The organism is Allobosea sp. NPDC055594, assembly GCF_053618995.1.
On record NZ_JBSHIO010000014.1, the window covers coordinates 18,636 to 31,216 of the forward strand.

10 protein-coding genes are annotated in these 12,581 nt (G+C 67.0%); 3 read left to right on the forward strand and 7 right to left on the reverse strand.

The window, feature by feature from the left end; translation table 11 throughout:
- Positions 1-2: 2 nt before the first annotated feature.
- The 7 genes from ACWGRX_RS22090 to ACWGRX_RS22120 all read right to left on the reverse strand — a co-directional run bounded on the left by ACWGRX_RS22090 (position 3) and on the right by ACWGRX_RS22120 (position 8,510).
- Positions 3-1,043 (reverse strand): branched-chain amino acid ABC transporter permease, encoded by a 1,041-nt coding sequence (locus tag ACWGRX_RS22090; RefSeq protein ID WP_452119310.1) that lies wholly within the window; start codon positions 1,041-1,043, stop codon positions 3-5.
- A gap of 4 nt (positions 1,044-1,047) precedes the next feature.
- Entirely contained in the window at positions 1,048-1,926 is an 879-nt protein-coding gene (locus ACWGRX_RS22095; RefSeq protein ID WP_452119311.1) for a branched-chain amino acid ABC transporter permease, read from the reverse strand.
- The gene (locus tag ACWGRX_RS22100) at positions 1,926-2,762 is read right to left on the reverse strand and encodes an ABC transporter ATP-binding protein (RefSeq protein ID WP_452119312.1); all 837 of its coding nucleotides are present in this window, start codon (positions 2,760-2,762) and stop codon (positions 1,926-1,928) included. Before ACWGRX_RS22100 ends, ACWGRX_RS22095 begins: the two co-directional genes overlap by 1 nt.
- Before the next feature lies 1 nt (position 2,763).
- Positions 2,764-3,552: an enoyl-CoA hydratase-related protein gene (locus ACWGRX_RS22105; protein ID WP_452119313.1), complete on the reverse strand. Its 789-nt coding sequence runs from the start codon at positions 3,550-3,552 to the stop codon at positions 2,764-2,766.
- Between the two features lie 255 nt (positions 3,553-3,807).
- Positions 3,808-5,646, reverse strand: a complete 1,839-nt coding sequence (locus ACWGRX_RS22110; RefSeq protein WP_291649066.1) for an SLC13 family permease — start codon at positions 5,644-5,646, stop codon at positions 3,808-3,810.
- 54 nt (positions 5,647-5,700) lie between these two features.
- Positions 5,701-6,912, reverse strand: a complete 1,212-nt coding sequence (locus ACWGRX_RS22115) for a M20/M25/M40 family metallo-hydrolase (protein ID WP_452119314.1) — start codon at positions 6,910-6,912, stop codon at positions 5,701-5,703.
- A 47-nt stretch (positions 6,913-6,959) separates the two neighbouring features.
- Positions 6,960-8,510, reverse strand: coding sequence for an AbgT family transporter (locus ACWGRX_RS22120; protein WP_452119315.1), 1,551 nt, complete (start codon positions 8,508-8,510; stop codon positions 6,960-6,962).
- 417 nt (positions 8,511-8,927) lie between these two features.
- Here ACWGRX_RS22120 and ACWGRX_RS22125 point away from each other — a divergent pair, with 417 nt between their 5' ends.
- The 3 genes from ACWGRX_RS22125 (at position 8,928) to ACWGRX_RS22135 (ending at position 12,478) form a co-directional block, all read left to right on the forward strand.
- Positions 8,928-10,040, forward strand: a complete 1,113-nt coding sequence (locus ACWGRX_RS22125; protein WP_452119316.1) for an alpha/beta hydrolase — start codon at positions 8,928-8,930, stop codon at positions 10,038-10,040.
- A 192-nt stretch (positions 10,041-10,232) separates the two neighbouring features.
- Entirely contained in the window at positions 10,233-11,273 is a 1,041-nt protein-coding gene (locus ACWGRX_RS22130; protein WP_452119317.1) for a helix-turn-helix transcriptional regulator, read from the forward strand.
- On the forward strand, positions 11,270-12,478 hold the full coding sequence (locus ACWGRX_RS22135) for an MFS transporter (RefSeq protein ID WP_452119318.1): 1,209 nt from the start codon (positions 11,270-11,272) through the stop codon (positions 12,476-12,478). The genes ACWGRX_RS22130 and ACWGRX_RS22135 overlap by 4 nt, the downstream gene beginning before the upstream one ends.
- Positions 12,479-12,581 lie beyond the last annotated feature (103 nt).

Consider the following 12,581-nt stretch of genomic DNA (forward strand, 5'->3'; position numbering starts at 1 on the left):
CTTCAGGTCCTGAAGGGCCAGAGATGGAAGAAGCGCCGCACCCGCCGCCAGATCTCGGCGAGTCCGCGCGGTTCGAAGATCAGGAAGCCGACGATCAGCCCGCCGAAGACGATGGTGCGTACCGGCGCCAGTGCCGCGAGTGCGTCCGGATAGATCGGCGTCGCCCAGTTCGCGACGAATTTCAGGAGCTCGGGCACCAGCGTCATGAAGACCGCGCCGAGGATGCCGCCGAGGATCGTCCCCATGCCGCCGACGATGATCGCGGCGAGGTAGAAGATCGAGTTGACCAGCGGAAAGCTCTCCGGCGTCACGACCCGGAAGAAATAGGCCCAGAGCCCGCCGGCGAGGCCGGCATAGAAGGACGAGATCGCAAAACTCGTCAGCTTGTAGCGCAGCAGCGGGATGCCGAGTACCTCGGCCGAGATGTCGCGGTCGCGGATCGCGATGAAGGCGCGCCCGATGCGGGTCCGCAGCAGGTTGGCGGCGCCGAGCACCATCAGGCAGGTCACCGGCATGATCAGCCAGTAGAGCGAGAAGGGCTGGTCGAGGCTGACCCCGAACAGCCGCGCCGGCGGCATCGACAGGCCCCGCGCCTCGCCGGTCAGCGACCAGTGCGAGAACAGGAAGTGCAGGATAACCGAGGCCGCGATCGTCGCGATGGCGAGGTAGAGCCCCTTCACCTTGAGGCTGGGAATGCCGACGAGGATGCCGATCATCGCGGCGAGCCCGGCACCGATCAGCAGGTTGAGCAGGAACGGCGTGCCGAGCCGGATCTCCAGCACCGCGACCGTATAGGCGCCGACGCTCATGAACGCCGCCTGCCCCAGGCTGACCAGCCCGGTATAGCCGGTGAGCAGGTTCAGCCCCGTCGCGCTCGCGACATTGATGGCGCAGAGGCAGGCGAGAAAGAGCCAGTACGGGCTCGCAACGAACGGGAAGGCGACCGCAGCGAGTGCGAGCAACACAAGCAGCGTGCGCTGCACGGAGCTATCGAACAGCGCCTCGTCGGCGGCATAGCTGGTCTTGAGCGTGCCGATCCGCATGGCGCTAAAGCCTCTCGATCTCATGCGTGCCGAACAGGCCGTAGGGCCGGACCATCAGCAGCACGAGCAGCAAAGCGAAGGTGACGACGAGCTTGAACTCGCCGCCGAGGAAGGCGCCGGCCAGCGCCTCGACCAGCCCGATCAAGAGGCCGCCGACCAGCGCCCCGGCGATCGAATCGAGCCCGCCGATGATCACGACGACCAGCACCGAAAGCCCGAACACGCCCATGGTCGGCGAGATCCCGCCGATCGCCCCGACCAGAACGCCCGCGCCCGCGGCGGTGGCACAGGCGAGGATCCAGGCGACGGAGAAGACACGCGGCACGTCGATGCCGACCGAATAGGCGGCGCCCTGGTCGGCCGCCGTCGCTTTCAGCGCGACGCCACCGCGCGAGAACCGGAACAGGGCGAGAAAGAGCCCGATCACCACGGCCGCCGCCACGAAGCCGATCGCGACCTTCGGCGCGAGATAGGCCTCGCCGATGAAGACCGGTGTCGACGGCATGAATTCGGGCAGCCGTAGCGGATCGGCGCCCCAGCCGAGCTGGACGACGCCGGCGAGGATCGAGCCGAGGCCGATCGTCACCATGAACACCGAGATCGGGCTTTCGCCGAGCATCGGCCGGATCATGGTGCGCTCGACCAGCCAGCCGAGCACGCCGCCGGCCGCGATGGCGAGCGGCAAAGCAAGCCAGGGCGAAAGGCCGAGCCCTGCGGCGAAGCCGAGAAAGGCATAGCCGCCCAGCATCAGGATCTCGCCGATGGCGAGATTGACCACGCGGGTCGCCTTGTAGATCAGCACGAAGGCGACGCCGGTCAGCGAATAGAGCGCGCCGGCACCGAGCCCGGCCAGGGTGACTTCGAAGAGGAAGAGCGCGTCCATCACACCGCCTCCGCCTTGATCCGGCGCGAGAGCTCGCCGACATCGCCGGCACCGAGATAGGCCGCGATCACCGCCTCGTTGCCCTGGACCTCCCGCGGCGTGCCGCTGGCGATGACCTGGCCGAAATTCAGCACGACGACATGGTCGGAGATGTCCATCACCATGCCCATGTCGTGCTCGACCATCAGGATGGTGACGCCCCATTCCTCCTTCACATCGAGGATGAAGCGGGCCATGTCCTCGGTCTCTTCGCGGTTCATGCCGGCGACCGGTTCGTCGAGCATCAGGACGCGCGGGCGCATCGCCAGCGCCCGGGCGAGCTCGACACGCTTCTGCAGCCCGTAGGACAGGGTCGCGACCGAGGCGTTCCGAATGTGCTGGATCTCGAGGAAGTCGATGATCCGCTCCTCGATCTCAGCCCGCAGCTCCAGCTCCTCCTTCTGCGCCCGGCCCCAATAGAACAGCGCGTCGAGCACGCCGGTGCGCAGATGCGCGTGCCGGCCGAGCTTGATGTTGTCGAGTACGGTCATGCCGCGGAACAGGGCGATGTTCTGGAAAGTGCGGGCGAGGCCCCGCGCCGCCCGTTCCGGCGCGCGCACGCCGGTCAGGCTCTCGCCAGCGAAGCTGATCTGCCCGGCCTGCGGCCGGTAGAAACCGGAGATCGTGTTGAACAGCGAGGTCTTGCCGGCGCCATTGGGCCCGATCACTGCGGTGATCGAGCCTTCCGGCACCTGGAAGGAGACGTCGGTCAAAGCGCGCACGCCGCCGAAGGCGAGCGAGACACCCGCGACCTCCAGAATGGGCCGGGCTACCGGGCCCGCCTGCAATGCCATCATCTCAGCGCCCCTCGAACCGGGCCGGCCGCTTCGCCAGGAACGCGCTCGCGCCCTCCTTGAAGTCGGCGGTGCGCACACCGGCGAGGAACGCTTCGCGCTCGCGATCGAGCTGCGCGGAGAGCGCGTTGTCGAGCGAATGGCCGATCAGGTCCTTGATCCGGCCATAGGCTCCGGTCGGACCGGCGGCGAGCCGCTGCGCCAGCGCCAGCGCCTTGTCCTGAAGCGAGGCGGCGGGCACGACGCGATTGACCAGACCGAGCGCGAGCGCCTCGGGCGCCTTGACCGGCTCGGCCAGCATGGCGAGTTCGAGCGCCTTGCGCGGCCCGACCAGCCGCGGCAGCCGGTAGGTCGCCGAGCCGTCCGGGCTCGCGCCGATGCGGGCATAGGCGAGGGTGAACACGGCATCGTCGGCGGCAAGCGCGAGATCGCAGGCCAATGCGAGGCTGAACCCGGCGCCGGCAGCGGCGCCCTGTACCGCCGCGACCGTGGGCACGGAGAGGGAGTCGAGCTGTTTCAGAGCGGCATGGAACGGGTCGATGATCGCCTCGACCGCACCGAGCGGGTCGCCATCGACGAAACGGGAAACGTCCCCGCCGGCGCAGAAGGCCCGGCCCTCGCCGCGCAGCAGCACGCAGCGCACGGCGGGATCGGCGGCGATGCCCGCCACGGCCTCACCGAAGGCGCGCGCGGTCGCAGCGTCGATCGCGTTGAGCACTTGCGGGCGATTGAGGGTGATGACCGCAACGGCCCCCTCGACCGCCAGGAGCACAGGAGCCCCGGCTTCGTTCATCTGATCCTCCCGTCGAGCCCGCGATCATTGATCGCCGCGGTGTCTCCAGCGCTCGTACTCGCTGTTCATGACCTTACTCACGAGTAAGCAACAGCGATACGCGATGCGCTATGCGCATTTCCGCACGACGAAGATTGTCGAATGGGAACGAGCCGAAGGTCAACTTCATGGCCCTGCGTCAGACGGCAAAGGCCGGCGCGGTGGTTCGCGCCGGCCGGTACTGAAAACAGATCGCGAATGCCGCGGTGGGGTGCGTCAGAAGCGCCAGATCAGGGGCACGATGAAGACCGCGACCACGAAGAACCAGATCAACAGCGGCAGGCCGAGCTTCCAGTAATCGCTGAAGGCGTAGCCGCCCGGCCCCATCACCATCAGATTGGTCGGCGTCGCGATCGGCGTCAGGAAGGCGCCGGCGGCCGCCACCGCCGTGCTCATCAGCACCGGACGCGGCGAGATGCCCATGCTGGCGGCCGCGGCGACGCCGATCGGGATGACGATCAGCGCGGTCGCGGTATTGCTGATCAGCTGGCCCATGACCGCGGTCAGCACGAACAGCCCGGCGAGCAGCGCCATCGGCCCGGCATCGCCGACCATATAGACCAGCCGCTCGGCCAGCATCTTGGCGGCACCGGTCTCCACCATCGCGGTCGAGAGCGGCATCATCGCGCCGACCAGGATCACCGTCGTCCACGAAATCGCGCGATAGGATTGCTCGACATTCATGATGCCGCAGAGGATGACGGCGCCGGCCGCGAGCAGCCCGGCCACCGCCGGCGGCACGATGCCGGTCGCCAGCATCAGCACCATGGCGAACAGGATGACGATCGCCTGCTTCGCCCCCGGCCCCATCGGCACCGCCTGGCGCCGGACGAGCTCCGGCGAGCTGACGACCAGCACGTCGGGATCGTCGAGATGGGTGTCGAGCGCCTTCCAGGTGCCCTGGAGCAGCATGGTGTCGCCGGTCTGCAGCACGATGCCGCCGCCATCGCTGGTCGCGCTCGCGGCGGCGACCTCATTGCCGGCACGCTGCACGGCGAGGATGATCAGGTCGCCGCTTTCGGTGACCATGCCCGGGAACACGCTCTGCCCGATCAGGCCGGAGCGCGGCGGGATCACCACCTCGGCGAGGCCCGAGCGGCGGTTGAACAGCGTCTCTTCGCCCTCGCCGGCCGCGGCGCCCTCGTCGCGGAAGGCGAGATGCATCTTGACCGACAGGTTCGCGGCCGCCTCGGCTTCGCCGCGCAGCAGGATGTAATCGCCCTCGGCGATCGTCCCCCGGCGCAGCGGGCCGCCGCTCTCGCCCTCCTGGATCGCGACGAATTGCAGGCCCGGATAGCCGCTGACATCGACCGCGGTCGCAGGCTGGCCGATATAGGGGCAGGTCGGACGCACGCGCAGCTGGAAGACGCCGCTGGCGAGCCCGTACTGCTCGACCAATGTTCTGGCATGCCGGCTGAAATCGGCCGGCATGGTCGCGCCGTTGCGCTGGGGCAGCAGCTTCTCGCCGAACAGGATCATGATCGCCATCGAGCCGAGCAGCAGCGGGATGCCCGCGAGCGCGAACTCGAAGAAGCCGAAGCCGCCGACGCCGGCATCCGCCGCCGCCTCGGAGACCAGCACGTTGACCGGCGTGCCGGTCAAAGCGAGCAGCGAGCCGGCATGGGCCGCAAAGACCAGCGGCATCAGGAGCTGCGACGAGTTCCGCCGCAGCCTGACCGCGATCACCACGACGACCGGCATCAACGCCGCGACGGCGCCGTTGACGCTGATCAGGGCGGTCAGCAGGGCGACGAGCGTCATGGTCAGCAGGAGCAGGCGCGTGCGGCTCTCCTCGCCCGCGCCCTTGATCAGCAGTTGGCCCGCCCAGGCCGTGACGCCGGTGACCTCGAGCGCCGAGCTGATGATGAACAGCGAGGCGATGAAGATCACGGCGGGATCGCCGAGCCCGCCGAGCGATTGCGGCAGGGTGAGTACCCCGGTCGCCCAGAGCGAGAGCGCCGTGCCCATCGCCACCAGCACAACGGGCACCTTGTTCGTGACGAACAGGACGACCGCGACTGCGATGATCAGGGCGGTATAGGCTATCGGGCTCACGCTCAGCTCCTTGTTGCGTCTGCTCGGGCCGTCACCGCCCGCTCGATTTTGTCTTTAGTCTTCGAGCGTCGCCATCAGGATGCCGAGCCGGCAGCCCTTCTCGTATTCGTCGAGCTTCACGAACTCTTTGATCGTATGGATCTCGGCCTGGCCGGCACCGATGGTGATGGTCGGGATACCGGCCCTGTCGAGCCAGTTCGCATCGAGCCCGCCATTCGAGAACAGATAGGTCGGCTCAATGCCGAGGATCCCGAGGGCGCGAGCGGCCCGCTTCACCACCTTCGCATCGTCGGCGAGCTTGAAGGGCGGATAGGCGGCGGCCCGGCGGAAGGTCACCTCCGCGGTCTCGCCCTCATGGTCCGTGACCTCGGCCTTGGCCTTGGCGAAGGCCGCCTCGTAGCCATCGACGATCTTGGTGGCAAAGCTCAGCTCGGGGCTGCGCGCCTCGCCCTTCAGGAAGGCGTAGTCGGTGACGACATTGGTGGCGTCGCCGGCCGGCTTGCCGTTCTTGCCGCCGAAAATGCCGATATTGCTGGTGCCGAACTCGTCGCCCTTGACGACCTTGCCGAACCAGCCGGTGCGCTTCGCCTCGGCAAGACCGAGCGCGCCGACCAGGGTCGCCGAGATGCCTCTATCCGGCGCGACGCCGGCATGGGAGGCCTTGCCCTTGATCTCGACTTCCCAGTTCTCCTGGCCGACCGCGCCGATGATCAGCTCGGAGGCGAGCTGGCCATCGACATTGATGCACATCACCGGACCGCCGAGCTCGGCCGGGTTGAGCTCGCGCGCGCCGTGCAGGCCGCTCTCCTCGCGAACCGTGAAGAGCAGCGTGATCGGCGGATGCGGCAGCTTGTGCTTGAGCAGCGTCTCGGCCAGCACCACGAGCAGCGCGACGCCGGTACGGGCATCGCCGCCAAGCGCTGTAGTGCCATCGGAGACGATCCGGTCACCCTCGCGCTTCGGCTTGGCACCGGCACAAAGCGGGACGGTGTCGAGATGGGTCGAGAACATCAGCCGCGGGCCGGGCTTGGTGCCAGGCAGGTCGACGATCAGGTTGCCGGTCTGGGTCGGCACCGGGATGCGCGTGTTGGCATCGTCGAAGCGGATCGCGGAAGCGGGCACGCCGGCCTTCTTCAGGGCTTCGCTGACCGCGGCGGCGATCGCAGCCTCCTCGCCGGTGACGCCCTCAACCGAGAGGAAGTTCATCAGGTGGTCGATCGCGCCTTCGACATCGAGGGGGATATTGGCAGTGCTCATGACATCCATCCGAGGGTTGGGTCTGGATTGATTTTAAATGTGGATCCGGCGGTCGATCAGAGGCCCCAGGGCAGGCCCAGCATCTTCCAGACCGCGAAGAGCGCGGTCCACAGCACGAACATCCAGACGACATAGGGCAGCATCAGCGAGACGATGGTGCCGACGCCGGCATTGCGGTCGTATTTCTGGGCGAAGCCGACGACGAGGGCGAAATAGGCGTTGAGCGGGGTGATCGCGTTCATCGGGGAATCGCCGACGCGATAGGCCGCCAGCACCGCCTCGGGCTCGACGCCGAGCTTCATCAGCAGCGGCACGAAGACCGGGGCGAAGATCGCCCATTTGGCGATGGCGCCGGTGAGCAGGAGGTCGATGATCGCGACCACGACGATGAAGCCGAGCAGCAGCGGCAGCGCGCCGATATTGGCCGCCTGCAGGACGCCCGACAGGCTGAGCGCCATCACCGTGCCGATATTGGTATAGGTGAAATAGGCGACGAACTGGCTGAGCACGAAGAACAGGAAGATCGTGCCGCCCATGCTCTTGATCGACTTCTCGATCGCCGCGATCACTTCGGTCAGGGTCCGCAGCGTCCCGGCGCCGATGCCGTAGCACCAGCCGCTGACCAGGAACATCAACATGATCAGGGCGATCAGCCCGTTCATGAAGGGCGAGTTGCCGATCAGCTCGCCGGTGGTCGGATTGCGCAACGGCGCCCAGGACGGGACGGTGAGCACGAGGAAGACCGCGATCAGCCCGAGCATGCCGAAGCCGGCATAGCGCAGCCCGCGGCTCTCCGATTCGGACAGCACGGCGCCCTGCTCGGTGGTGGTACCCTCGGCCGCCTTGGACGGGTCGTAGGCGCCCAGGCGCGGCGCGATCATCTTGTCGGTGATGAAGGCGACGACAACGGTGAGGAAGATCACCGAGGCGATCGAGAACCAGAGATTGGAGGCGAGGCCGATCGAGCGGTTGGGATCGACGAGGCGCGCAGCGTCATTGGTGAACTCGACCAGCACCGCGTCCAGCGGCTTGATCAGCATGTTGACGGTGAAGGCGCCGGCGACCGCCGCGAAGCCGAGTGCCAGGCCAGCCAGCGGATTCCGTCCGACCGCGAGATAGGCGATGCCGGCGAGCGGGATCAGCACGAGATAGCCCGCATCGGCGGCGATCGAGGCGAGGATGCCGACGAAAGCCAGGATATAGGTCAGCGCCCAGGCCGGCGAGACGATCACGAGCTTGCGGATCAGCGCGGTGACGAGCCCCGATTCCTCGGCGACGCCGGCGCCGATCATCGCGACGATCATCAGCCCCACCGCGGTGAAGCTCATGAAGTTCGGGATCAGCGAGGAATACATGAAGCGGATGCCTTCGACGTTCAGAAGGCTCCGGATCGCCGTGGAGGCCGTCTCGACCTTGTGCGTGTCGGGATTGATCCGCTCGAAGGTGACGGCCGCGCCGAACAGGCTCAGCACGGCGGAAAGGACGATGACGATGCCGATCAGGATCAGGAAGATGATGACCGGATGGGGAACCATGTTCCCGACTTTCTCGACGGTATCGAGAAATCGCTGCATCGTCGTCTTCGGCGCCGTGCTCTCGACAGTCATAGTGCCTTCTCCCCCGAGCCTGGCATTGGCGCACCCTGCAAGGACTGCGTCGGTACAAATGTGATGACCGGGCACAGAGCCGGTGCGTATTCTCGGAAACTTAGATCGCCTTGCGGAATGGGCATCGGCACAGAATCCCAAAAAGTGGGCCGCCTGTCCCAAAGTTACCTCCGAAGCCTACCAAAGCCCGGCGACCGCAAGCTTGCTGCTATCGGGCGGCTTCTTTATCCTGTCATGACCTTGAGTGAGCCTCCGATTCACAGCCGCAGCGCGGATGGCCAAAGTGACACCGATGCGCGGAAATCGAAGCGAATCTCTCTTGTGCTGTCCATCTCACGCTCCGGCGGCCCGGCGTTCACATTCTGGAGTCCGTCGGTGACTCCGAATCGAAACCGCCGACCCTGGCGACATGCCGTCATGGCGCTGGCCTGCGCGCTCGGCCTAGGCGCCTGCGCTTCCGCACCGACCGGCATGCTGCAGATCGTGCCCGCTGTTCCGGGCACCGACCGGGTCGACATGCTCACCGCGACGACGCGCGCGCCTTCGGCCGAGCCGGGCGTCCTGTTTAGCGGCGATCGCGGAGACACCGTCTCCTTCTCCAACATCGTCGTCTCGATCCCGCGCGACCGCGAGGTCGGCACCATCCAATTGCCGCGTTCTGTCCCCGGCAATCCGGAGACGGATTTCACCGTCAGCTCGGTGACGCCGATCGCCAAGCCGCAGCTGGCGTCCTGGTTCAACAAGGCGAATGGCCGGAAGCGTCGCGTCTTCGTTTTCGTGCACGGCTTCAACACGCCGTTCGACCGGGCGGTCTTCCGCTTTGCGCAACTCGCACACGATGCCGATGCGAATGCGCTGCCGGCCCTGTTCTCCTGGCCATCGCGCGGCCATTTGCTCGACTATGCCCGCGATTTCGACAACGCCTCCTATTCGCGCTCGGACCTCGCCTATCTCTTGAAGGCCGCGGCGAACAGCCCGTCCGTCAGCGACATCGTCATCCTCGCCCATTCCATGGGCAGCTGGCCGGCCGTCGAGGCTGTCCGCCAGCTCGCGCTCGAGCAGGGCGGCGTGCCGCGCAAGATCAGCAATCTGATCCTCGCCTCGCCCGACCTCGATGTCGGCGTGTTCCGGCGCCAGGTCGAGGATATGGGCAAGCGCCGGCCGCAGATCACCCTGTTCGTCGCCCAGCATGACCGGGCGCTGCAGCTCTCGCGCTTCATCTCCAGGGGGGCGACGCGCCTCGGCGGCATCGACCTGACCCGCGACGAGTACCAGCAGCAGTTTGCCGGACTGTCGGGCATCACCGTGCTAGATCTCAGCGCCATCAACGCCGGCGACCGCATCAACCACGATCTCTATGCCGCCAGCCCCGATGCCGTCCGTCTGATCGGAGACCGGCTGCTGCAGGGCCAGGTCATCACGGACACGGATATATCCCCGCCCCTGGCGGCTGCGGATGCGCTCGGTTCGGCGGCCAGCCTCCTCGTCACCGCCCCGATCCGCATCTTCGATGCCGCGTCCCTGCGCTAGAGGAAACGTCCGGTCCGGGAAGCGCAAAGCCGGATCAGACCTTCAGATCGAAATTCAGAATTGATCCAAAACAAAAGAAATCGCATCAGACCGAATACAGGTTGACGAAATCATCCAAGACGAACTGGAATCGGGCGCGCGTTGACTGCAATCCTGGAAGTCCCAATTGGCACCATAAAAAAGGAAGGCGGCGTGACAACTTCCACTCACAGCACTCCGCATGCGCCGACCGGGTCCGTCTTCGTTCAGAGCTTCTCGACGAGGGATCTGCCTGCGCGCGATCAGTTCGAAGCGTGGCGCTCGCTGCTTTCGGGCACGATCGACCTCCTGCCGACGCCGGCAACCTCGGAATCCTTCGCCGTCGAATTCTCCTCCTGGACCTTCGGCAACATCATCCTCACGCGAACCTTGTATTCCGACACGCCGGCCCGGCACTGGCGGCACCGCCCCCGCTCCTTCCTGGACCATTGGTGCGTGGTGTCCGCACGTTCCTATCCGAGACGGGGCGGCGACTATCTCGCGGCCGCGCGGCCGAACATCAGCTTTCGGTCGCTCGCCCTGCCATTCGAAGGCCAGGCCGAGGATACCGAGGTCCTGACCCTGTTCCTGCCGAGGGATTTCTGCCGCAACGAGCGCGACGATTTAGAACAGGCGCATGCGCTCGACATCAATCCCCAGCTCGGCGCCTTGCTCGCCGGCTACATGGACAATCTGGCCCGGCAACTGCCCCATATCCCGCCGGCCCATGCTCAGGATCTCGCCGCGGCGACGCGCGCCCTCGTCGCCGCCTGTGTCGTCCCGCGCGCCGCCCGCGCGGAAGCGGCGGAAGCCTCTCTGGCCTCCCTGCTGATCGACCGGGCCCGCCTGGTGGTCCGGCAGAACATGGCCTCCCCCGAATTCGGCCCCGAGCAACTGGCCCGTCTGATGGCGATGTCACGCTCCAAGCTCTACCGCCTGTTCGAGAGCACGGGCGGCGTCGCCCATTTCATCAACCGCGAAAGATTGCGCGAGGCCTATCGCCGCCTGAGCTCGCATCGCGATTCACCGTCGATCCACATCATCGGCAACGAGGTCGGCTTCGTCGACCACTCCACCTTCAGCCGGGCCTTCCGGCGCGAATTTGGCCACAGCCCGAGCGAAGCGCGCGAGCGCAGCCTGGCGCAGCTCTCAGCGGCACCTTTCGACCTCCGCACGCCCGAAGCCGGCCCGGCCGACGCCGGGCATGAGGCATGAAGGCGGCCACCGGGCGGCTTTCCTTTCTCTACGCCGCCCTGTTCTTCGAGCTCGGCGTCAACCTGCCGTTTTTTCCGCTCTGGCTGCGCGCGCAGTCGCTCAGCGACGAAGCCATCGGGATCATGCTGGCCGCGCCGCTCCTGGCCCGCATCATCGCGAACCCGGTCGTCGGCGCGCTGGCCGACCGCAGCGGAGGCGCGAGGGCGGCGCTGGTCATCTGTTCGGCCGCGGTCACCATCGGTACGGGGCTGCTCGCCTTCGCCGGCGGTTTCCTGCCGATCCTCCTGCTGGTCGTCGCCATCGCGCTCGCCCAGGGGCCGCTGATCGCCCTCACCGACGCCGTCACCTTGCGAAGCCTGAACGAACTGCGGACCCCGGAATTGCGCTATGGCCGTATCCGCCTCTGGGGCTCGGCCGGCTTCGCGATTGCGAACCTCTCCGCCGGCTGGATGCTGGACTGGCTCCCTGCCAGCTCGATCATCGGAATGCTGCTTCTGTCGGCCCTTGCGACCACGCTTGCGGCGTGGGCCGTGGCGGTCATTCGCGTCCCGGAACGCCCGGCCGCCGCCACGCAACCGGCCGGGAAGCTCGCTTCGCCGCATCTGCTCGTCCTCACCATCGCCGGCGCCGCGCTCGTTCAGGCCAGCCATGCCGCGGTCTACGGCTTCAGCACCTTGCACTGGCAGAGCCTCGGCATGTCTGGCGGAACCATGGGCGCGCTCTGGGCCGCGGGCATCGTCTCGGAAATGGCCTTCTTCAGCCTGCTCGGCTATATCGTGCGGGGCTCTGCCGGCGCCGCCGCTCTGCTCGCCGCCAGCGCGGTGATCGCGACCCTGCGCTGGGTCGGGATGGCGCAGGATCCGCAGATCGGCTTCCTGGTCCTGCTCCAGTTCACCCACGGGCTGACCTTCGGAGCGACGCATCTGAGCAGCGTCTTCCTGCTCGCACGGATCGTGCCTGTCGGGCTGCTGGCACAGGCGCAAGCCTGGCTGGCGGCGAGCTGGGCCGGGATCATGGCTGTCCTGACCACGCTGGCGGGCCATCTCTACGGTGAATGGGGCGAACATGTTTACTGCCTGATGGCCACCGTCTCGGCGGCCGGCTTCCTGCTGCTGATCCCGGTCGCGCTCGGCTTCAGGGGCAGGTCCTCGCTCGCACTGGCCCTCGCGAGCGAAGCCGAGCAGCCCCTCCAAAGATTGGGATGACCAGCGCAGAGTTGGGATTCTGAGCTCATCCGCCTCCGCCAGTCTGTTGGTAGCGTTCCTGCCGTCACCCGAAGCGTACGGTGCGGCGGATCCTGCTCGGCGC